Source organism: Cupriavidus oxalaticus (assembly GCF_004768545.1).
In the GTDB taxonomy this organism is placed as follows: Bacteria; Pseudomonadota; Gammaproteobacteria; order Burkholderiales; family Burkholderiaceae; genus Cupriavidus; species Cupriavidus oxalaticus_A.
This window is the reverse complement of sequence record NZ_CP038634.1, coordinates 140,229-160,181: the sequence shown is the minus strand read 5'-3', so window position 1 is coordinate 160,181 and position 19,953 is coordinate 140,229. Positions and strand designations below refer to the sequence as shown.

General features: G+C 66.2%; 20 protein-coding genes. 13 read left to right on the top strand and 7 right to left on the bottom strand.

Features of this window, described 5'->3' with window-relative positions; all coding sequences use genetic code 11:
* Positions 1-24: 24 nt before the first annotated feature.
* From E0W60_RS00720 to E0W60_RS00695, 6 genes are read left to right on the top strand one after another with little or no spacing between them, the layout of a single operon-like run.
* Entirely contained in the window at positions 25-879 is an 855-nt protein-coding gene (locus E0W60_RS00720) for an STAS domain-containing protein (protein ID WP_135703938.1), read from the top strand.
* A 14-nt stretch (positions 880-893) separates the two neighbouring features.
* A complete protein-coding gene (locus E0W60_RS00715; RefSeq protein WP_135702672.1) occupies positions 894-1,262 on the top strand; it encodes an STAS domain-containing protein in 369 nt (122 codons plus the stop codon).
* Positions 1,259-1,672, top strand: a complete 414-nt coding sequence (locus tag E0W60_RS00710; protein WP_063239230.1) for an anti-sigma regulatory factor — start codon at positions 1,259-1,261, stop codon at positions 1,670-1,672. The genes E0W60_RS00715 and E0W60_RS00710 overlap by 4 nt, the downstream gene beginning before the upstream one ends.
* Positions 1,673-1,700: 28 nt before the next feature.
* Positions 1,701-2,699 carry an ATP-binding SpoIIE family protein phosphatase gene (locus E0W60_RS00705; protein ID WP_135702670.1) on the top strand — a complete coding sequence of 333 codons (999 nt, stop codon included), beginning with the start codon at positions 1,701-1,703 and terminating at the stop codon, positions 2,697-2,699.
* A gap of 2 nt (positions 2,700-2,701) precedes the next feature.
* A complete protein-coding gene (locus tag E0W60_RS00700) occupies positions 2,702-3,610 on the top strand; it encodes a sensor histidine kinase (RefSeq protein ID WP_084254608.1) in 909 nt (302 codons plus the stop codon).
* A 2-nt stretch (positions 3,611-3,612) separates the two neighbouring features.
* Complete coding sequence (locus E0W60_RS00695) at positions 3,613-5,598, top strand: hybrid sensor histidine kinase/response regulator (RefSeq protein WP_135702669.1); 1,986 nt, start codon at positions 3,613-3,615, stop codon at positions 5,596-5,598.
* A gap of 16 nt (positions 5,599-5,614) precedes the next feature.
* On the opposite strand, the gene E0W60_RS00690 is transcribed toward E0W60_RS00695, so the two are convergent.
* Positions 5,615-6,145: a hypothetical protein gene (locus E0W60_RS00690; RefSeq protein ID WP_135702668.1), complete on the bottom strand. Its 531-nt coding sequence runs from the start codon at positions 6,143-6,145 to the stop codon at positions 5,615-5,617.
* A 375-nt stretch (positions 6,146-6,520) separates the two neighbouring features.
* Between E0W60_RS00690 and E0W60_RS00685 the strand changes: the two genes are divergently transcribed.
* From E0W60_RS00685 to E0W60_RS00665, 5 genes are all read left to right on the top strand, one after another.
* Entirely contained in the window at positions 6,521-6,826 is a 306-nt protein-coding gene (locus E0W60_RS00685; protein ID WP_133094690.1) for a DUF485 domain-containing protein, read from the top strand.
* Entirely contained in the window at positions 6,823-8,484 is a 1,662-nt protein-coding gene (locus E0W60_RS00680; RefSeq protein WP_133094691.1) for a cation acetate symporter, read from the top strand. Before E0W60_RS00685 ends, E0W60_RS00680 begins: the two co-directional genes overlap by 4 nt.
* 302 nt (positions 8,485-8,786) lie before the next feature.
* Complete coding sequence (locus E0W60_RS00675; protein WP_135702667.1) at positions 8,787-10,034, top strand: CaiB/BaiF CoA transferase family protein; 1,248 nt, start codon at positions 8,787-8,789, stop codon at positions 10,032-10,034.
* 125 nt (positions 10,035-10,159) lie between these two features.
* A complete protein-coding gene (locus E0W60_RS00670) occupies positions 10,160-11,137 on the top strand; it encodes a Bug family tripartite tricarboxylate transporter substrate binding protein (RefSeq protein ID WP_133094693.1) in 978 nt (325 codons plus the stop codon).
* 213 nt (positions 11,138-11,350) lie between these two features.
* Entirely contained in the window at positions 11,351-12,292 is a 942-nt protein-coding gene (locus E0W60_RS00665; protein ID WP_135702666.1) for a GntR family transcriptional regulator, read from the top strand.
* Positions 12,293-12,316: 24 nt separating this feature from the next.
* Here E0W60_RS00665 and E0W60_RS00660 read toward each other — a convergent pair whose 3' ends face one another.
* Both E0W60_RS00660 and E0W60_RS00655 read right to left on the bottom strand, forming a co-directional pair.
* The gene (locus E0W60_RS00660; RefSeq protein ID WP_135702664.1) at positions 12,317-13,147 is read right to left on the bottom strand and encodes an alpha/beta fold hydrolase; all 831 of its coding nucleotides are present in this window, start codon (positions 13,145-13,147) and stop codon (positions 12,317-12,319) included.
* 10 nt (positions 13,148-13,157) lie between these two features.
* Positions 13,158-14,399 (bottom strand): MFS transporter, encoded by a 1,242-nt coding sequence (locus tag E0W60_RS00655; RefSeq protein WP_135702662.1) that lies wholly within the window; start codon positions 14,397-14,399, stop codon positions 13,158-13,160.
* Positions 14,400-14,501: 102 nt separating this feature from the next.
* Between E0W60_RS00655 and E0W60_RS00650 the strand changes: the two genes are divergently transcribed.
* Positions 14,502-16,532, top strand: a complete 2,031-nt coding sequence (locus E0W60_RS00650; RefSeq protein WP_240745791.1) for a BTAD domain-containing putative transcriptional regulator — start codon at positions 14,502-14,504, stop codon at positions 16,530-16,532.
* A 33-nt stretch (positions 16,533-16,565) separates the two neighbouring features.
* Here E0W60_RS00650 and E0W60_RS00645 read toward each other — a convergent pair whose 3' ends face one another.
* From E0W60_RS00645 to E0W60_RS00630, 4 genes are all read right to left on the bottom strand, one after another.
* Positions 16,566-17,333 carry a ParA family protein gene (locus E0W60_RS00645; RefSeq protein WP_135702660.1) on the bottom strand — a complete coding sequence of 256 codons (768 nt, stop codon included), beginning with the start codon at positions 17,331-17,333 and terminating at the stop codon, positions 16,566-16,568.
* Between the two features lie 96 nt (positions 17,334-17,429).
* A complete protein-coding gene (locus E0W60_RS00640) occupies positions 17,430-17,858 on the bottom strand; it encodes a GNAT family N-acetyltransferase (protein WP_133094698.1) in 429 nt (142 codons plus the stop codon).
* Positions 17,859-18,003: 145 nt separating this feature from the next.
* Positions 18,004-18,375: a PHA-granule associated protein 4 gene (locus E0W60_RS00635; RefSeq protein WP_133094699.1), complete on the bottom strand. Its 372-nt coding sequence runs from the start codon at positions 18,373-18,375 to the stop codon at positions 18,004-18,006.
* 342 nt (positions 18,376-18,717) lie between these two features.
* Positions 18,718-18,984, bottom strand: coding sequence for a hypothetical protein (locus E0W60_RS00630; RefSeq protein WP_135702658.1), 267 nt, complete (start codon positions 18,982-18,984; stop codon positions 18,718-18,720).
* Positions 18,985-19,164: 180 nt separating this feature from the next.
* Between E0W60_RS00630 and E0W60_RS00625 the strand changes: the two genes are divergently transcribed.
* The gene (locus tag E0W60_RS00625; RefSeq protein WP_135702656.1) at positions 19,165-19,752 is read left to right on the top strand and encodes a hypothetical protein; all 588 of its coding nucleotides are present in this window, start codon (positions 19,165-19,167) and stop codon (positions 19,750-19,752) included.
* Positions 19,753-19,953: the final 201 nt, after the last annotated feature.

The window sequence follows — 19,953 nt, the reverse complement described above, 5'->3', positions numbered from 1 at the left end:
TCGCTTACAACTTTCGCCATGCCCATGCGTCCAGAAAACCAGCGCCTTGCCGACCTGTTGCACGCCGAAGCCGAGAACCTGGCCGATAGCTGGGCTACCGAATACCAGTCGTTGTCCGGCGGCCGCGGCTTCACCGGCAATCTTGCCAGCGAGCAGCGCTCCATCCTGCGAAGCCTCCAGGCAGCCTTGCACGCCAATGGCGATGCGGGCGGCTTCGAGCAGGCGCCGTTCGCCGACCTGCGCAAGGCGCTCGCCGACCTGTCGGCCTCGCGTGCCGCGCAAGGCGAGACCGCGGACGTGACCAGCGGCTTCGTGCTGTCGCTCAAACGGCCGATCTTCGAGGCGCTGCAGCGCGACCGCAGCAACCTGGAAGCGCAGATCGAAGTGATCTGGGCAGCGTCCGCCATCGTCGATCGGATGGCGCAGTGGACCATGTCCACCTACCAGCGCAGCCGCGAGGACATGATCCGGCGCCAGCAGCAGGAACTGCTCGAGCTGTCGACGCCGGTGATCAAGCTGTGGGAAGGGGTGCTGGCGATACCGCTGATCGGCACGCTGGACAGCAGCCGTGCCCAGCTGGTGCTGGAAACCCTGCTGCAGCGCATCGTCGAAACCGGCTCCACGCTGGCCATCATCGACATCACCGGCGTGCCGACGGTCGACACGCTGGTGGCCCAGCACCTGCTGAAGACGGTGACCGCGATCCGGCTGATGGGCGCGGAGAGCATCATCAGCGGGATCCGGCCGCAGATTGCGCAGACCATCGTGCATCTGGGCATCGACCTGCAGGACATCGTGACCAAGGCGACGCTGGCCGACGCGCTGGCCACCGCCATGCGGCTGACGGGGCACACCGTGTCCCGCCAGCCGGTCCCCTGACCGGAGGCACACGCATGGAGCGCATTCCGATCCTGCGGATGGGGTCCTACCTGCTGGTCACGATCCAGATCGACATGCAGGACCAGACCGCGCTGCGGCTGCAGGAAGACCTGGCGGCCAGCATCGAGCAGAACACGGCGCGCGGCGTGCTGATCGACGTGTCGGCGCTGGAAATGGTCGATTCGTTTATCGGCCGCATGTTCATCGGCATTTCCGACATCGCCCGCATCCTGGGCGCGGCCACGGTCGTGGTTGGCATCCGCCCGGCCGTGGCGATCACGCTGGTGGAACTGGGACTGCCCCTGAGCGGCGTCAGGACCGCGCTCAACGTCGAGCGCGGCATGGCGTTGCTGGAAAAGGCGCAGCGAGGTGAGCTCAGGTGACGCAATCCGCGCTCGGCACCACCGGAACGATCCCGCTGCGCGACGAGCGCGATGTCGTGCAGGCCCGTTCCGTCGTGCGTACGCTGACCGGCCAGTTGCAGTTCTCGCTGGTCGAGCAGACTAAGATGATTACGGCGGCCAGCGAACTGGCCCGCAATGCCGTGGTGCACGGCCATGGCGGCGAAATGCGCTGGGAATTCATCGACGAAGGCGGTCGCCGCGGCCTGCGGCTGCATTTCGAGGACAAGGGCCCCGGCATCCGTGACGTAGACCTGGCGCTGACCGATGGCTGGACCACCGGCAATGGCCTGGGCATGGGCCTGTCCGGCAGCCGCCGGCTGGTCAACGATTTCTCCATCCGCACCCAAGTCGGGGAGGGAACCTGTGTCAGTGTCACTCGGTGGAAGTAGCGAACAGGGTCCCGCCGCCGTGCTGCCCATGGACGACGCCAGCCGGGTTGGCGAAGCCCGCCGGCTCGCGGCCGACCTGTGCGCGCGGCTGGCCTTCGACAGCGTGCTGGCGGGCCGGATCGCCGTGGTGGCGAACGAGCTTTGCAGCAACCTGGTACGCCATGCCGTCGGCGGCCGGATGTTCATTGGCGCCCGCGCCGCTGGCGACGGCATGCTGATCGAGCTGATCTCGCTGGACAACGGGCCCGGCATGCACGATCCGCAGGCCTGCATGCGCGACGGCTATTCCAGCGCGGGCAGCGCCGGGCAGGGGCTGGGCGCCGTCCAGCGCATGGCCGACGACTTCGATATCGTCAGCCGCTTCGGCCAGGGCAGTGTCATCCTGGCGCGGTTCTACCGCGACCGCGAGCCGGGCGGGTGCCCGGTGCGCGCGGTGCCGGTGGGCGGCTGCATGATCGGGGCGGTGTGCCTGGCCGCACCCGGCGAGCAGGTCAGCGGCGACGGCTGGGCCATCGCACAGCACGATGGCGGCGCCGACGTGGTGCTGGCCGACGGCCTCGGTCATGGCCCGCTGGCCGCCGACGCAGCCAGGGCCGCGCTGGCGGCGTTTGCCGAAATGCCCTGCGCCAGCCCGTCCCAGGTCATCGAACACGCCCACACGGCACTGCGCAGCACGCGCGGCGCGGCGGTCAGCGCGGCGCGGCTGGACCTGCGCGGCAACCAGATCCATTTCGCCGGGGCCGGCAATGTGATGGGCCGCGTTATTTCCGGCACGGCAGACCGCACGCTGCTGCCGCAGCATGGCACCGCCGGAATCCAGGTGCATACCATCCAGGAGCAGGTGCTGGATTGGCCGGCCCATGCACTGGTGATCCTGTTCTCGGATGGCGTGCAGTCGCGCTGGCAACTGGACGATGCCAGCCTGTTGCGGCACGACCCCACGCTGATCGCCGCGTTTATCGTGTGGAAGTTCGGCCGGGGCCGGGATGACGCCACCGTGCTCGTGATCCGCCGCGCCGAGGATTAAGCATGGCCAGCCACGACTACTCCCGCTTGCCGCCGGACACCCCGCTGAGCCCCGACGAACTGCGCGAGGCACTGGACGTCAAGACCCGCGAATGCGAGGGCCTGCGCGCGGAACTGGAGGAAACCAACCGCGGCGTGCTGGCGCTGTATGCGGAACTGGACATCCAGGCGGAACAGCTGCGCCAGGCAACCGAACTGAAAAGCCGCTTCCTGGCCTACATGAGCCATGAGTTCCGCACCCCCATCGTCGCGATCCAGAGCATCACCCGCCTGCTGATCGATCGCGTGGACGGTCCGCTCACCACCGAGCAGGAACGGCAGGTGATGTTCGTGCGCGAGACCGCCGCGGAGTTTGCCGACATGGTCAACGACCTGCTCGACCTGGCCAAGCTCGAAGCGGGCAGGGTCGACGTGTCGCCGGCATGGTTCGACATGGTCGCGCTGTTCGATACGCTGCGCGGCATGTTCAAGCCGGTGCTGACCAATCCCGAGGTGTCGCTGATCTTCGAAGAACCGCACGAGGTGCCGACCCTCTACAGCGACGACCGCAAGCTGTCGCAGATCCTGCGCAACTTCATCTCCAACGCGCTCAAGTTCACGCCGCGCGGCGAAGTCCGCGTTTCCGCGAGGCTGGTGGGCGAGGGCGAGGTCATGTTCTCGGTCAAGGACACCGGCATCGGCATCCCGGCGGCGATGCACGGCGCGGTCTTCCAGGATTTCATCCAGATCGATTCGCCGCTGCAGCGCCGCCTGCGCGGCTCCGGGCTTGGCCTTGCGCTCAGCAAGCGGCTGGCCGAGGTGCTCGGGGGGCGGGTCGGTTTCGAGAGCGAAGTCGATGTGGGCTCGCGCTTCTATGTCACGCTGCCGCTCACCTATCCGGCGGCACCGGCGGCGGGCGCGGCAAAGGCATGATCATGGACCCGCTATCCACGCAGCAGGCAGCACCCTCCGCGTCGCCTCCGCGCGTACTGGTCGTCGACGACAATCCGGTCACTCGCTATTCAACCGTACGCGTGCTCAAGAACGCCGGGTTCCACACAATCGAGGCCGATTGCGGGCTGGACGCATTGCGCCTGGCGCGGACGCCGGGCATTTCCGTGATGGTGCTCGACGTCAACCTGCCCGATATCGACGGCATCCAGGTGTGCGAACAGCTGCGTGCCGACCCGGATACCGCGACGCTGCCGGTGATCCATTTGTCAGCCACCTACGTGCAGGATTACGACAAGGCGCGCGGGCTGAATGCCGGCGCCACGGCCTACCTGATCCATCCCGCCGAGCCGGAGGTGCTGATTGCCACGGTCTCGGCGCTGGCCCGCGCCGCCGCGGCCGAGCGCTCGTTGCGCGAGAGCGAGGCACGCCTGCGCGCGATCTACCAGCAGGCCACCAGCGGCATCTGCGTGCTTGACTCTCGCGGCCAGCTGGTCGACGTCAATCCCGCCATGCTGACGCTCCTGCGCAGGCCCGCCTCTGACCTGCTCGGGCGGCCCGTCACCGCGCTCGCGCCCGGCGACTTCGCCGCGCGCGCCGCCGAAGCCACTGTGTCCGCGGACGAGGGCTGGCAGGGATCGTTCCCGCTGCTCGACGCGGAGGGCGCGCCGGTCCACCTCGACTGGAGCATTTCCCCTACCACGCCATCGGGCGACCGGGTCGCGGTCGTGGCTGATGCTACCGCTCGGCTGCACCTTGAACGCCAGCAGGAGCAGCTGATCGAGCGCGAACAGGCGGCGCGTGCCGGCGTCGAACGCGTGAACCGCATGAAGGACGAGTTCATCGCCATCCTCTCGCACGAGCTGCGCAACCCGCTCAATGTGATCTCCGTCTGGACCCATGTGCTGGGCCGCCACGTGAGCACGGACGAAGGACGCCGCGGGCTGGCCGCGATCGAGCGCAATGTCGCCATCCAGCAGCGGCTGGTGGCCGACCTGGTCGACGTGTCGCTGCTCAATGTCGGCAAGATGAAGCTGGAACGCGAGATGGCGAACCCGGCCACCCTCATCCGCGCCGCACTCGACAGCATGCAACTGATGGCCAGCGAGAAGCTGTTGTCGCTGGAGGCGCAGATCGCCCCGGACCTGGCGCAGGCTGCGTGGCTCGATCCGGCGCGCTTCCAGCAGATCCTGTGGAACCTCATCTCCAACGCGATCAAGTTCTCGCCTGAAGGCGCCACCGTCCGCGTGATCGCGAAGTCCGATGCGGAAACGCTGAGCGTGTCCGTGGTCGACGCGGGCCGCGGCATCGATCCGGAATTCCTGCCGTTCCTGTTCGACCGCTTTACCCAGAGCGACGGCCCCGATCGTCGCGTGCAGGGCGGGCTGGGCCTCGGGCTGGCGATCGTCAAGCGCCTGGCCGAGATGCATGGCGGCATCGTGCAGGCCTGCAGCGAGGGGGTCGGCCGCGGCGCCACCTTTGAAATTGCCATCCCGCTGCTGGCGCCGGGCACCGAGCCAGTGGAGGCAGAAGCTGCCGGCGGCACTGACCACGGCGCACCCGAGAGCGCAACGCGGCTGGACGGACTCGATATCGTGCTGGTGGAAGACGACAGCGATGCGGCCGCCGCCCTCACTGCCATCCTGGCCGGCTTTGGCGCCCATGTCCGCAGCGCGCGCGACAGCGACGACGCCCTGGCGCAGATGGCGAACGCCACGCCGGACCTGATCATCAGCGACATCGGCTTGCCTGGCCGCGACGGCAATGAACTGATCCGCGAAGTGCGCGCGCAGGAGGTGATCGGCTCGCGTGCGCGCGTGCCGGCCATCGCCCTGACTGCCTTCACGCGCCAGCAGGACCGGCGCCTGGCAATGGAAAGCGGCTTCGATGCGGTGTGCGCGAAGCCGCTGCGCCTGCAGGAACTGATCAGCGCAATCGAGATGGCGCTGCCGGGCGGAAAGTACGGCTAGGCCATACTGGCATTGCTTACGCCAATGCCCCATCGGAATAGATGTTGAACTTGCGCGCCGGGTCAGCCGATACACCACTGCGGTCCATGCCTGCCAGTGCACCGTCGGAATAGACGTCGAACTTGCGCGCCGGGTCAGCAGATACACCGCTGCGGTCCATGCCTGCCAGTGCACCGTCGGAATGGACGTCGAACTTGCGCGCCGGGTCAGCAGATACACCGCTGCGGTCCATGCCTGCCAGTGCACCGTCGGAATGGACGTCGAACTTGCGCGCCGGATCAGCAGATACACCGCTGCGGTCCATGCCATAGAGAGACTGCGCATTGGCGGACGGAGCCTCGGTGCTGGCGCCTTCGGCGAACACGTCGAAGCGGCCGGCGCGTGCGCTGTCGCTATATGCATCACGCATGTCGACCCGGAAGGAATAGCCGTACTTGTCGCCGGCGTGCCCGCTGTCGCGCGGCGTGGCGGCATGGGCGATGCTGGCGGTGCAGGCCACTGCGATCGCGGCGGTGGCAAGGAACGTGTGAGCGAACTGTCGAATCATGGCGGTACTCCGATGAACGGTAACAAGAGGGCAGAACGCTGCAGCGTCCGCTTGCATTTACGCAGGAGCCATGCCACCGGATGCAGCGGGAAGAAAATGCCGCCGACGTCCCGCTACCCGGGGAAATGCCGTTCGTCCATGACAAGAGTGTTGGGCGCGGCCCGACTTGCGGCGCATGCTTCGCCCATGCCAACCAACAACCTGCATCGCCACGGAGCCTCCTGTCCCGCGCCTCACTCAGCGTTTACCCGGTGCCGATTTCCGTCCCGTGTAAGAAGCAGGTAAGGGGCGGCCATTACCTTATGCAGCACGGACTCGCGGCGTCCCGCCGCGGGTGCGTCCGGCAAGACCACGCATAGATGGCAGGAGACAGGAATGCATGAAGATCTGGTCAGGCGACTGAAGGCCAATCCCAATTATCTGCAGCTGGTGCGCAGGCGTTCGCGCCTAGGCTGGCTGCTGACCGCGGCAATGCTGGTGATCTACTACGGCTACGTGCTGTTGATCGCCTTCGACAAGGAACTGCTGGCCAGGAAGATGGGCGAGGGCGTGATGACGTGGGGCATGCCGATCGGGCTGTTCGTGATCGTGTTCACGGTGCTCATCACCGGGCTGTATGTGCAGCATGCCAACCGCACCTACGACGAGCTGACCGAACGTATCAAGCGGGAGGTCGCATGAACGCCCGCCACGCAATTCTCGGCGCCGCGGCGCTGCTGCTGTCGGCGGGCGTGTTCGCCGCCGGCGGCGACATGGGGCAGGCCGTGCGCCAGCCGACCAACTGGACCGCCATCGGCATGTTCGTGGTGTTCGTGCTCGGCACGCTGTACATCACCAAGTGGGCCGCGTCCAAGACCAAGTCGGCCGCTGCGTTCTACACGGGCGGCGGCGGCATCACCGGCTTCCAGAACGGCCTGGCGATCGCCGGCGACTTCATGTCGGCGGCGTCGTTCCTGGGCATCTCCGCTGCGGTGTATGCCAACGGCTATGACGGCCTGATCTATTCGATCGGCTTCCTGGTGGGCTGGCCGGTGATTACGTTCCTGATGGCCGAACGGCTGCGCAACCTGGGCCGCTTCACCTTTGCCGACGTCGCCGCATACCGCTTCAAGCAGGCGCCGGTGCGCGCGTTCGCGGCATCGGGCACGCTGGTGGTGGTGGCGTTCTACCTGATCGCGCAGATGGTCGGCGCGGGGCAGCTGATCAAGCTGCTGTTCGGGCTGGAATACTGGGTCGCCGTGGTCATCGTCGGCGCGCTGATGATGGTGTACGTGCTGTTCGGCGGCATGACCGCGACCACCTGGGTGCAGATCATCAAGGCGTGCCTGCTGCTGGGCGGGGCCTCGTTCATGGCATTCATGGTGCTGGCGCAGTATCACTTCAGCCCCGAGGCGCTGTTCGCCAAGGCGGTGGAGGTCCATGCCAAGCAGGAATCGATCATGAGCCCGGGCAACTTTATCAAGGACCCGATCTCCGCGATCTCGTTCGGCATTGCGCTGATGTTCGGCACCGCCGGCCTGCCGCACGTGCTGATGCGCTTCTTTACCGTGCCCAATGCCAAGGAGGCGCGCAAGTCGGTGTTCTGGGCCACCACGTGGATCGGATACTTCTACATCCTGACCTTTATCATCGGCTTCGGCGCGATCGTGCTGGTGGGCACCAACGCGAGCTTCCAGGACGGCAGTGGCAAGTTGCTGGGCGGCATCAACATGGCGGCGGTGCACCTGGCCAGCGCGGTGGGCGGCAACGTGTTCCTCGGCTTCATCTCCGCCGTGGCCTTTGCCACCATCCTCGCGGTGGTCGCGGGCCTGACGCTTGCCGGCGCCTCGGCCGTCTCGCACGATCTCTATGCCACGGTCTTCAAGAAGGGACAGGCAACGAGTTCGGTCGAACTGCGCGTGTCGCGCATCACCACCATCATCCTCGGCCTGGTCGCGGTGGTGCTTGGCATCGTGTTCGAGAAGCAGAACATCGCCTTCATGGTGTCGCTGGCGTTTGCCGTGGCGGCGTCGGCCAACTTCCCGGTGCTGTTCATGTCGGTGCTGTGGAGGGGCTGCACCACGCGCGGCGCCACGGTTGGCGGCTTTATCGGGCTGTTGTCGGCGGTGGTGCTGACCATCCTGTCGCAGGCGGTGTGGGTGGACGTGTTCCACTTCAGCAGCGCGCCGTTCCCGTACACGTCGCCGGCGCTGTTCTCGATGACGGCCGGTTTCCTGGGGATCTGGTTCTTCTCGGTGACCGACAAGTCCACGCGGGCCCGCGTGGACAAGGCCGGCTTCGAGGCGCAGGAGCTGCGCTCCGAGACCGGCATCGGCGCGGTGGAGGGAGCCAGCCACTGAAGCAGGCAGGTAACTACCGGCAAATGTGAAGCAAGCATGGCGCCCGGGCATTCGACCATCGTCGGATGCCCGGGCGCCATGCATTTGGGACCCTGGCTCGGCGCGTTGTCAAATTCCATTGAACATTTTGTCAATGTCGATTGGGATTGTATAGGCTATTTATCCAAGCAAGAATGATGGGCTGACCGCGCCACACCATGGCGCCACACCACGGCCACGCCTGCCATGCGTGCCGCCAGCCCGGCATGGGCTACGATTTCCCAAAGACGGCTCGTACCCCGAAACAGCCCAAGGAGACAGACTTGCAGACGCCCGAATCATCCCAAGGCATCGACTTCCCGCTTGAGGGCGTGCGCGTACTCGATCTGTCGCGTGTGTTCGCCGGCCCGCTGTGCGGCCAGGTCCTGGCCGACTTCGGCGCCGAAGTCGTCAAGGTCGAGCACCCGGGCCGCGGCGACGATACGCGCGACTGGGGCATGCGCATCGGCAAGACCGAGACCACGTACTTCAACAGCATGAACCGCAACAAGCGGTCGATCACGCTGGACCTGCAGAGCAAGGAAGGCGTGCAGATCGTCTATGACCTGTTGCCGCAGTTCGACGTGGTCATCCACAACTTCAAGACCGGCGGCGCCGAGAAGCTGGGCCTGGGCTACGAGCAGCTCAAGGCCATCAAACCCGAGCTGATCTATTGCGCGGTCTCCGGCTACAACAGCAGCGGCCCCGAGGCCAAGCGCCCCGGCTACGACCTGGTGATCCAGGGCGAAGCCGGGCTGATGGCGCTCAACGGCGAAGCGGACACGCCGCCACTGAAGTTTGGCGTGGCCGTGGTGGACCTGATGACCGGCATGTACGCCGCGCAGGCCGTGCTGGCGGCACTGTTCCGCCGCGAACGCAAGGGCAAGGGCCAGCTGATCGAGATGGCGCTCTACGACTGCGGCCTGATGGTGACCGGCTACTACGGCCTGGACGCCATGCTGCTGGGCCGCGATCCGGCCCGCTACGGCAATGCCCACCCGTCGATCGTGCCCTACGGCATGTTCGAGGCCGCCGATGGCCCGCTGATCATTGCGGTCGGCAACAACAGCCAGTTCGACAAGTTCTGCCGCCAGGTGATCGAGCGTCCGGACATCGTCGAGGATCCGCGCTATGCCACCAATGTGGAGCGCGCCAGGAACCGCGAGACGCTGACCCCGCTGATCACGGGCCTGATCCGCAGCTTTGCGCGCGACCTGCTGCTCGAACGCATGAGCGCCTGCGGCATTCCGTGCGGCAAGGTGGCCGGGCTGCACGAGGCCCTCACCAGCGAGCGCACGCGCCAGGGCGGCCTGCTGCGCGAGATGCCGCACCCGGTCGCCGGCACCACCCATGTGTTCGCGCCGCCTTACCGGCTCGATGGCCAGCGCCTGCCGATCCGCAGCGCGCCGCCCACGCTGGGCGAAGGCACGCGTGCCGTGCTGCAAAACCTGCTGCAGATGAGCGATGAGCAGCTGCAGGCGCTGCAGGCCAGCGGCGTGCTGACGCTGCCGGACGCGCCCGCGTCCGCCTGAGCATTCGCGCCGCGCGTCGTGCCATGCAGGCCATGGCCCACGCGCAGCGCGCCCGGCAAGGGGGCTGGATTGCCTTGCGCTGATTCAACTGGAACATGAAAGTGCGTATTCGAGACATTACCCGTATGGTTCACTCCCGCCGCCGCGCGCTCCTGGCGCTGGCCGCCGCACCGCTGCTGGCCAGCGGCGCCTTCGCCCAATCGTGGCCGGCCAAGCCCATCAAGCTGGTCGTGCCGTTCCCGCCGGGCGGGCCCACGGATACCGCATCGCGCATCGTCGGCCAGAAGCTGGGCGAAGCCCTCAAGCAGCCGGTGGTGGTGGAAAACCGCGCCGGCGCGTCGGGCTCCATCGCCGCGGCCCAGGTCGCCAAGAGCGCGCCGGACGGCTACACGCTGATGATGCTGGCCACGCCGACGCTGCTGGCGCCGTTCCTGTACAAGAAGGCGGGATACGACACCACCAAGGATTTCACGCCGGTGGCCACGGTCTATGACCTGCCCATCGTAGTGGTGGTCAACCCGACGCTGCTGCCCAACGTGACCGACCTGTCCAAGCTGATCGCGCAGGCCAAGGCGCAGCCGGGCAAGCTCAACTACACCAGTTCGGGCGCCGGCAGCTTCGGCCACCTGAGCATGGAACTGCTCAAGCAGATGGGCGGCTTCGAGATGCAGCACGTGCCCTATAAGGGCGGCGTGCCGGCGATCAGCGACACCATCGGCGGGCAAGTGCCCATCATGTATGCCGACCTGGTCGCGGCGCTGCCGCACATCCAGGCCGGCAAGCTGCGCGCCATCGCCGTCGGCTCGCCGCAGCGCGTCGCCATGCTGCCCGACGTCAAGACCATTGCGGAGCAGGGCTTCAAGGGTTATGACGCAGTGTCCTGGGGCGGCCTGCTGGCGCCCCCGGGCACGCCCAAGGACGTGGTCGACCGCATCTCCGGCGAAGTCGGCAAGATCCTGGCCGACAAGGACGTGCAGGACAAACTGCTGAAGGCGGGCGCCATCGCCAGCTACCAGGCGCCGGCGCAGATGAGCCAGCGCATCCGCGCGGACTATGCCAAGTGGGGCAAGGTCATCCGCGACAAGGGTATCGCGGTCGAATAACGGCCGGGCAGTGCCCGCAGGCCGGAACCGCCGCGATGGCGCGCCCGGCCTGAATCACCGGTGCCATCCACGCAAAGTGTTCGTACACCCACATGAAAGCCCACGTAGCCAGGCACCATGTGCGCTTGTGCAGCCTTGCGAAAACCGACACTTGTATGACCCACCAACTAGCGACTAGCTTGAAAGCCTTGGGCCGATTCACGATGGGGCAACATGATGGAAAGGATCCTTGGGCGCCTGGTTTCGGTGGTTGCAGCAGGTGTTGCTGCGTGCCTTTTCGGCGTCGGCGGTGCATGGGCCTCCGACATCGCATGCAAGTCGCCGCCGGGCGAATCCACGGTCCGCTGCTTCAATCCGGACGGTTCCGGCGTGCGATGCACGATTGTTGCCACTGACGAGCCCAGGCCGCGCCAGCGCCACGGGCTGATCTGCGATTCGTCCCGGTTGTCCGACCGCTACGAGAAAATCTACGCCGAGCAGCAGCGGATGTTGCGCAAGGGCAGGATCGACGATGGCGACATCTCGGCGTGGCGTGCGCGGCGTGATGCGTGCGACTCGGCGCGCTGCCTGGAAAGCCTGTTCGCAAAGTTCTGGCGGGAACGGGACTCGATGAAAACTGCTTCGGAGCGGCCTGTCCCCACGCCGCCCCGGGCCAAGGTGCCGAAGGCCTCGTCCACACCAGCTACGCCGGCCACCGCAGTCATCTCGCCTATCTCGCCTATCTCGCCTATCCCGCCGACCCCGGTGCCGCCCCAGGCACTGACCGCCGCTCATGAAGAGACGACTGCGCAGCCCGTGCCGGATCCATCACCGGCGGCAGCATTGCCTGCTCCGCAAGCGGTCCTGATCGCGCAGGTGATGGCACAGCCGGCTCCCGCGGCTGCGCCAGCGCCGGCAGCCCGGGAAATGGAATCGCTTCCGTTCATCGAAAGCTTCAACACCACCCCCGCCGTGTCCTACCCGGCCGCACTGACCGCGGAGAGCGTGTTTTCCGGGCTGGCGGTGCTCGGCATGGGGGCAGGTTTCCTGTGGACACGGCGAACGGCGGGACCAGGGCGCGCACGGTCACGCAGCATCTCCGCAGCCATCGCGATCCTTTTCTTCGGCTTGCTGCTGGTGAATGCACTGTTGCTGCCGTTTACGCTCGCCTTGTAGCCGCGATGGATGAACGGACGAGGCTCATTGCCGGTGGCGTTCGAGGAACTCCGCGATCACCGGGTTGACCGTCTCCGGATGCGTCAACGGGCCCATGTGCCCGAGCTGCGCGAACTCCACCACTTCCACCCGCGGCAATGCCGCCGCCAGCAGCCGCGCCACGGCATGCGCTGACCGCGTCGAGCGCTTGCCCACCAGGCAGAGCACCGGTACGTCGAGTGACCGGAATGCCTGCAGCGGCGTGGGCTCGGTGAACAGCGCGTGCGCCCAGCGGCGGACATTCTTCACCGACGCGGCAATCGGTGCCTTGCGTTGCGCGGGGGTCTGCCGCCACGCTCCCGCTCCCATCCAGTAGTCGATAAAGTGTTCGGCGGCGGCGTCCTCGTTGCCGGCGTCGAGCGCGGCCGCCGCGGCGGCGACGGTATGGCGAATGCCATCGGCGTCATTCGGCGCGGGCTGCTGCGCATCGAGCAGCGAGAACAGCGTGGGCTCGTACAGCACGAGCGCGCGCACGCGGCCGGGCTGCGCCAGCGCGGCGACCACTGCCACCGCGGCGCCATACGAATGCCCCACCAGCGCCGGCGATGCGCCAGCCTTGCCAAGCACCGGCTCGATCAGCGCCACCTCGTCGCGCAGCGAAATGACCCGGTCCGAGGGCCAGCGCGGACCCTGGCCCGCGTCATAGGAATCCGGCGCCAGCACGTGGAAGCGCGGAGCGAGCTGTTCCATCAACGCACGCCATTGTCCGGAGGTGCCGGCATTGGCATGGATACAGACGACGCCGGGTCCGGCTCCGGCCTCGCGGCAGAAGGTCTGGGAGGGCACAGGCAAGGATGCCGAGTGGAATGAACGCATGACAGTCTCCTCAGGTGGGTTGGATCTGCGCGGCAGCGAGGGGCAGGGGGCGTGCCTCGCGGATCGGCAGATGCAGCATGGCGGCAAGCAGACAAAGCGCGATGTCGGCGAGCCACATCCAGTCGTAGCCGCCGGTCATCTCGAAGGCCTTGCCACCAAGCCAGGCGCCCAGGAATCCACCAAGCTGGTGCGACAGCATGACGACGCCGAACAGCGTGGCCAGGTAGCGGGCACCTCGCAACCTGGCGACCAGCCCAACGGTCGGCGGGACCGTCGACAGGTACGTGAAGCCGAGTCCGGCAGCGAACAGCGCGAAGGTCACCGGCGTCTTGGGCGCCATGAAGAACGCCAGGATCAGCAGCCCCCGTGCGAAGTAAAGGGCGGTCAGCGCGTATTTCATCGACACGGTCTGGATGGCCTTGCCGATGAACAGGCTCCCCAGGATGTTGCACAGGCCGATCAGCGACAGCGACCACGCGCTGACTGTGGCGGGCATTCCACAAAGCGCCACCACGCCGGGCAGGTGCGTCGAAATGAACGCAATGTGGAAGCCGCAGGCGAAAAAGCCCGCGTTGAGCAGCAGGAAGCTGGGATCGCGCACCGCGCCTTTCAGTGCCGTGCCAACCGAGCCGCCGGCAGCGGTTCCGGTGTGGGCGACGGCATGGGCCGGCGCCGCGCGCGTGATGGCCCGGATTGCCGGGATCGCGGCCAGGCCCGCCGCCCCGAGCAGCACCAGGGCCGGCTGCCAGCCCGCGGAGCCGATCAGCAACTGGGTCAGGGGCAGGATCGTGAACTGGCCGACCGAGCCACCCGCGTTGACAATGCCGCTCGCCAGGGCGCGATGTGCCTCGGGGATCAGCCGGTTCGCCGCCGACATCAGCATGGCCGGCCCGATCGCGCCGGACCCGGCGGCCGCGGCGACCCCGATCAGCAGCATCAGCGCGATGGCACTGTCCGCGGCCGGCGTGGCCGCGACCGCGGCGGCAAACAGCGTGGCGCCGGCGATCATCACCGGCCGCGGCCCCCAGCGGTCCGCGATCGCGCCCGCCACCGGCTGCGCCACCCCCCACATCAGCTGCGACACGCCGAAGGCCAGGCTGACGGTGGCATAGCCGACGCCGGTATGAGAGTTGAGTAAGCTGATGAAGAGCGGCAGCGACTGGCGCAGGCCCAGCCCCAGCGCGAAAACCGCTCCGGCCGCGAGCGCGATGGTGAGATGACCGCGGCTGCGCACATGCACGGTGGTGTCCATGATCCCGTCTCCTTTCCTGTGTTCAGGTCGTTCAGGTCGTTCAGGTGCCGATCTTTTGCCGCGTGCGTGGAAGATGGCGTGGTAGCCGCCGTGGAAATTGCCGTGGAATCGAACCTGCCGCCCGCAGCCGGCGTCCCGCCTGTGCAGATCCAGCTACTTGGTCCGGTCCGCGTCCGGCAGCAGGGCGTTGCGCTATCGCTGCCGGCGTCGAGGAAAGTTCGCGCGCTGCTCGCGTACCTGTCGCTTGCGCCGCGGCCTGTGTTGCGCAGCCAGCTCTGCGAGCTGCTGTGGGAGGTGCCCAACGATCCACGTGGCGAACTGCGCTGGTGCCTGAGCCGGATCCGCAAGCTGGTCGATTCCGCAGCACGGCAGCGGCTGCGCACCAGCGGCGACACGATCTGGCTGGACCTGGCAGACGGGTTTGTCGATGCGCTGGCGGTCTCGCAGGCCATGGAGGCAGGCGTCGCCGCCCTCGCGCCGGAGCGGCAGCGCGCCCTGGCGATGCTGTTCGAAGGGGATTTTCTCGAAGGCCTCGAGCTTGCGCGGTGCCCGGCGTTCAGCACGTGGCTCACCGCGCAACGGCGGCGCTTCCGGGCCTGCCACGCCGCGCTGCTGGAGCAGCTCGCGCAGGGCGCTGCCGAGGAGGAGACGTTCGGCTACCTGGACAAGTGGCGCGAGCTGGCGCCATTCGACCAGCAGGTGCACGCCACCATCCTCGCTGCGCTCGCCCGCCAGGGCCGCCTTCGCGAAGGGGAAGAGCACGTCGCCGCAACCACCAGGCTGTTCGAGGCCGAAGGGTTGGACAGCCGGCCGATCCGCAATGCCTGGCGCGCGGCCATGGCCACGCCGGCGGGCGGGGCAGTGGGGCGCAATGCGGTGGTCGAAGTCACCGCGGTCGCAAGCGCCTCTGAGGCCGCTGAGGCCCCCGAGGCCTCGCCGGCAGGTCCCCGGCACGGCTCCATCGCGGTGATGCCTTTCGTCGACCCGTCCACCGCGGTGCCGGCGCGCGGCGGCGCTGCCGATGCACTGGCGCACGACATCATCACGCGGCTTGCCAAGCTGCGCAGCCTGTTTGTCATCGCGCAGGGCACCGTGTTCGCGCTGCATGAGCGCCATGTCGGCGCGGAAGCCGCAGGCCGGACGCTGAATGTCGACTACGTCGTGGGCGGCACCGTCAGCACGCGGGAAGGGCGCCTGACCGTGACTGTCGAACTGGCCGAGACACGCAGCGCCCGGATCGTCTGGGCGGATACCTTCCACCACAAGCTGGACGATGCCTTCCTTGTGCTGGAGGAAGTCGGCAACCGCATCGTGGCCTCCATCGCCGGCGAGATCGAGACTCTGGAGCGCAACCGCGCCATCCTGAAGCCACCGGGTTCGCTCGATGCGTGGGAAGCCTACCACTGCGGCCTGTGGCACATGTACCGGTATCGCCGCGCCGACAACGAGATGGCCCGGCATTTCTTCCAGGCGGCGCTGCGGCTGGACCCCACCTTCTCGCGCGCCTACGCCGGCCTGTCCTTCACGCATTTCCAGGACGCGTTCCAGAACTGGGAGAAGCGCGGCCCGGAAATCGACAAGGCCTACGAAGCCGCGGTACAGGGCATGATGGCGGATGACCGTGACCCCGCGGTGCACTGGGCGATGGGTCGGGCGCTGTGGCTGCGGGGGCGTCCGGAAGAGTCCGTCGGCGAGCTGGAGCAATCCATCGACCTGAGTCCCAACTTCGCGCTGGGGCACTACAACCTGTCGTTCGTCCGCTCGATCTCCGGCGACCCGCAGGCGGCGATCGATTCATCGGACCTGTCGCGCCAGTTGAGTCCGTTCGACCCGATGCTGTTCGGCATGCTGGCCACGCGGGCGATGGCGCTGGTCCGGCTCGGGCGCTTCGAGGAAGCCGCCGGCTGGGCCGTCAAGGCCGCCACGCGGCCCAACGTCTTCCCGCATATCCACGCCATCGCCGCCTGCACGCTGGCGCTCGCCGACTCGCTGGAGCAGGCGCGGGCCCAGGCCGCGGCGATCTACAAGGTCGCGCCGCGCTACTCGCTCGAGGATTTCCTGCTGACGTTCCCGTTCGATGCCGACGGGGAGGCGCTGTTCCGGGAGGGAGCGCGGCGCATCGGGTTCCGGTGACGGGTTCCGGTGCAGGTGCTGGAATGACGGCCTTCAGCCCGCCAGTTCCCGGTGCAGCGCCAGGTACTCCTGCGACAGCTTGTGCCGCGGGTCAAGGTGGATCATCGGCATGGCGTGCTGATGCGATTCCCGGATCTTTACCGACGAAGACAGCCGCGACTCGAGTACCGGCAGTCCCTCGGTGACCAGTTCTTCCACCAGCTTTGCCGGCAAGCTGGCACGCGGCTGGAACTGGTTGATGACGATGCCCTCGACCTCCAGCGCATCGTTATGGTCTTGCTGGATTTCCTTCACGTTATCGAGCAGCGTGTAAAGCGCTCGCCGCGAAAAATCATCGCAGTCGAACGGGATCAGGCAGCGCTCCACGGCAATCAGCGCCGAACGGGTATAGAAATTCAGGGCTGGCGGAGTATCGATGTAAATCGCGTCGTAGGTTGCCTCCAGCTCGACCAGGGCATCGCGCAGCTTGTAGATCTTGTAGCGGGATTCAAGCTTGCCATGCAGCGCGTCGAGGTCGGCATGCGCGGGCATCACATCGAGATTCTCAAAAGGCGTCGGGTGGATAAATGACGCCAGGTCCACCGGCTTGAAGCTGTAGGTCAGGGACGCCTCGAAGAAGTTTGCCGCGCTCGGGCTTGCGTCGCCGGCGCGCGCGCCCATCAGGTACTGGGTCGAATTGCCCTGGCCATCCAGGTCAACGACCAAAGTGCGCAAGCCTTCGCTGGCGCTGATCGCCGCGAGATTGCATACGATTGTTGACTTGCCAACTCCGCCTTTTTGATTGAATACGACGCGCCGCATTTCTTCCCCTGCCGAAGACCGTTTTGAAGGCGAAAGCATACCTTAGCGAGGGAGGGCGCGGCCACGGCACAGGTGGCGATTTTCACAGCGCTATGTTCACAGCGCGATTTGCATCAGTGTCCCGGCTTCGACCTGGTCGCGGCGCATGGCCGGGGAGGCAAGAACCGCCGGAGCGAGTTCCGCGTAGCTGATAGGCGTAAAGCCCATTCGCGCGAAGTAGCCGGAGGCATTGCTGGTCTGCAGCACGATAGATTCGACGCCGTCGCGACGCACGTCCGCGACAATGGCGGAAATGAGGAGTTCGCCGAGGCCGGATGAGCGGGCGCGCTGTGCAACGGCGAGGCCCCTTAGGACGCCCGTATTCTCATAGCGCTCCAGCCCTGCGCAGCCGAGCAGGCCGGCGTTATCCCGGATTACCATATATTGGCCGATCCGGTCCTGAACCCCCGCCACGGATAATGATGAGGCGTGCAGGAGCGCCTTAATGTCCGGCCAGTCCGCCTCGGTAGCATAGTGAGGACGCATAGCGGAAACCCTCGCATAGTTCGTCCTCTTATCCTACTTTCGAGGGGACATAATGCCTGTAGGGATTGATCCTTAGGTGAATTTGCCTATCGCCACCTCAGGCCACGACGCCACACTGCAGGGCGCAGTGATCCCGCGGATATTACTAGCGCCAGACCAGGGTGGTTTCCCCGAGCAAATGGCCGGGCAAGATGTAGTCGCCATGCTCGATGGCAAGCGACTCGAGTTCGCACAGGATCGTCTCAGGCAGTGCAACCATGTCGAACCTGCAATAGAGGTATCGCTGCCGGAAGGTCCGCTTCTCTTCACGCAGTCCGCGTGTCAGGGCGTCGGCAGATTCGACGCAGATATGCTCGACTGTCCGGTACTGGACATCGACGCCCAGCTTCTGGCCCAGCCGCCCGAGCTCGATCGCATCCTCCCACGCTGTCTCATAGTCCAGCTCGACAGTACCTTTCGCGCAGGCGTTGATGTACGCCACTGCGCTGGCCCGGCTGCGTGCAATGAAGGCGCTCATCGGCAAGTCTCCGCGATGGAGTCATCGCGGGTGACTATACCTATGAGGCGGGGCATGACGCAAGCGGATGCGAAGCGCATGGCGTGGCCATCTTGCCTGGCACCCGACTGGAGACGACATGAGGCCGGGCGTCCCCGTGTCGGTGTCATTTGAAGAGGAGGGCGCTACCGATTATCAATACCGTCAACAGCGCCCCCAGCCACACTGCGTCCAACGCGCTTGCGCGCCGCGCCGCGCGGCAGGCCCCGGATTCGGACTTGTGGAATTCGGCCAGGCCGCCTGAGTAGAGTTTCTCCCAACGCATTTCCATCGTCAGCCTCCCGTGGTCCATGACTGAATTCTTCAGCGCAAACCAGGACTTGGCAACGAGGAGAAGGTATATATGCAGCTAATCCTTTTGGCCGATAGCGGGAAAAATGATTGCGAGTATGCTGTGCGCCGTCCGATGTTTTCACTCCACCCAGCGAAGCTGCAGGTCATGAACCGGCTTTCGCGTCGCGAGACCGCACCGGACCATTTGCAGTACAGCAGGAACCGGTTTCGCAATTGCCAAACGAAACAAGCCAATGCCGCCGCCACCAGAATGGCGGGAAAGAAGGTTGCTTCCATGTCTCCTCCCTTACCGCGCGCTATGTTTGCCGCTGTCCATTAGTCTAGGTGAACAAGACAGCCTGGTAGGGTCCTGTGGCTTCGCGCCCCCAAGTCCAGGTTTGCAGCGCGGCTTGTACTTTGGCGTGGATGAACTAAACCTCACGTAACCGAAAGTTTCTCCGCGCCATGGAGGCGAGCATGCATTTCAACAAGCTACTCGTAGCCTGCGCGCTGGCCGCAGCCAGTGGTGCAACGCCAGCCCAGCCAGAATCCAGCGTGCACGTCGCGTCCGGCGTCGGGGCAATGATGGCGACCGAGACAGTCAAGACCACCGCGACCGTGGTGGCCATCGACAGTGCCACGCGCACAGTCTCGTTAAAGGACAAGCAAGGCAAGGTTACCGAGTTGCAGGTCGGCGACGACGTGCGGAACTTCGACCAGGTCCGCATTGGCGACGTGGTGGTCGTCGAGTACAAGCGAGCGCTGTCCGTCAGCATGACCCGTCAGACCGGCATGCGCTCGGCCATCGAGCGCGAGACGATCGAACGCGCGCCGCCCGGAGCCAAGCCCGGCGGCAGCATAGGCCGCGAGGTGACCGTGACCGCGGATGTCGTGAACGTCGACCGCAAGACCGGCATGGTGACGCTCAAGGGCCCAAAGGGGAAAACGGTCGACGTGCATGTCAGCGATGCGCAGCAGCTCAAGGCCATCCATCGCGGCGACCAGGTGCAGGCGGTCTACACAGAAGCGATTGCCGTGTCGATGGCGCCGAAGACGAGCCGCTGAAGGGCGGACATGGCCGGGAAATCAAGGCACCTGAGGCATGTCAGGCTCACCTGCATTTAACATAAGGTTTATTATGCGAAACCAATCTGTTGGGGATTATTAGTAATGTCACCTTTGGGATGATTAGAGATGTCACCTCATGCTGCGGCCCCGTATTCTCACCGTTCGGCGGTGGATGCTACGGGAGGCAGCCATGCACGA

Excerpts from the sequence above, each read along its gene's own strand:
- E0W60_RS00720 (WP_135703938.1), top strand. The coding sequence starts at position 25 with ATGCGTCCAGAAAACCAGCGCCTTGCCGACCTGTTGCACGCCGAAGCC.
- E0W60_RS00715 (WP_135702672.1), top strand. The coding sequence starts at position 894 with ATGGAGCGCATTCCGATCCTGCGGATGGGGTCCTACCTGCTGGTCACG.
- E0W60_RS00705 (WP_135702670.1), top strand. The coding sequence starts at position 1,701 with ATGGACGACGCCAGCCGGGTTGGCGAAGCCCGCCGGCTCGCGGCCGAC.
- E0W60_RS00700 (WP_084254608.1), top strand. The coding sequence starts at position 2,702 with ATGGCCAGCCACGACTACTCCCGCTTGCCGCCGGACACCCCGCTGAGC.
- E0W60_RS00695 (WP_135702669.1), top strand. The coding sequence starts at position 3,613 with ATGGACCCGCTATCCACGCAGCAGGCAGCACCCTCCGCGTCGCCTCCG.
- E0W60_RS00690 (WP_135702668.1), bottom strand. The coding sequence starts at position 6,145 with ATGATTCGACAGTTCGCTCACACGTTCCTTGCCACCGCCGCGATCGCA.
- E0W60_RS00685 (WP_133094690.1), top strand. The coding sequence starts at position 6,521 with ATGCATGAAGATCTGGTCAGGCGACTGAAGGCCAATCCCAATTATCTG.
- E0W60_RS00680 (WP_133094691.1), top strand. The coding sequence starts at position 6,823 with ATGAACGCCCGCCACGCAATTCTCGGCGCCGCGGCGCTGCTGCTGTCG.
- E0W60_RS00670 (WP_133094693.1), top strand. The coding sequence starts at position 10,160 with ATGGTTCACTCCCGCCGCCGCGCGCTCCTGGCGCTGGCCGCCGCACCG.
- E0W60_RS00665 (WP_135702666.1), top strand. The coding sequence starts at position 11,351 with ATGATGGAAAGGATCCTTGGGCGCCTGGTTTCGGTGGTTGCAGCAGGT.
- E0W60_RS00660 (WP_135702664.1), bottom strand. The coding sequence starts at position 13,147 with ATGCGTTCATTCCACTCGGCATCCTTGCCTGTGCCCTCCCAGACCTTC.
- E0W60_RS00655 (WP_135702662.1), bottom strand. The coding sequence starts at position 14,399 with ATGGACACCACCGTGCATGTGCGCAGCCGCGGTCATCTCACCATCGCG.
- E0W60_RS00645 (WP_135702660.1), bottom strand. The coding sequence starts at position 17,333 with ATGCGGCGCGTCGTATTCAATCAAAAAGGCGGAGTTGGCAAGTCAACA.
- E0W60_RS00640 (WP_133094698.1), bottom strand. The coding sequence starts at position 17,858 with ATGCGTCCTCACTATGCTACCGAGGCGGACTGGCCGGACATTAAGGCG.
- E0W60_RS00635 (WP_133094699.1), bottom strand. The coding sequence starts at position 18,375 with ATGAGCGCCTTCATTGCACGCAGCCGGGCCAGCGCAGTGGCGTACATC.
- E0W60_RS00630 (WP_135702658.1), bottom strand. The coding sequence starts at position 18,984 with ATGGAAGCAACCTTCTTTCCCGCCATTCTGGTGGCGGCGGCATTGGCT.
- E0W60_RS00625 (WP_135702656.1), top strand. The coding sequence starts at position 19,165 with ATGCATTTCAACAAGCTACTCGTAGCCTGCGCGCTGGCCGCAGCCAGT.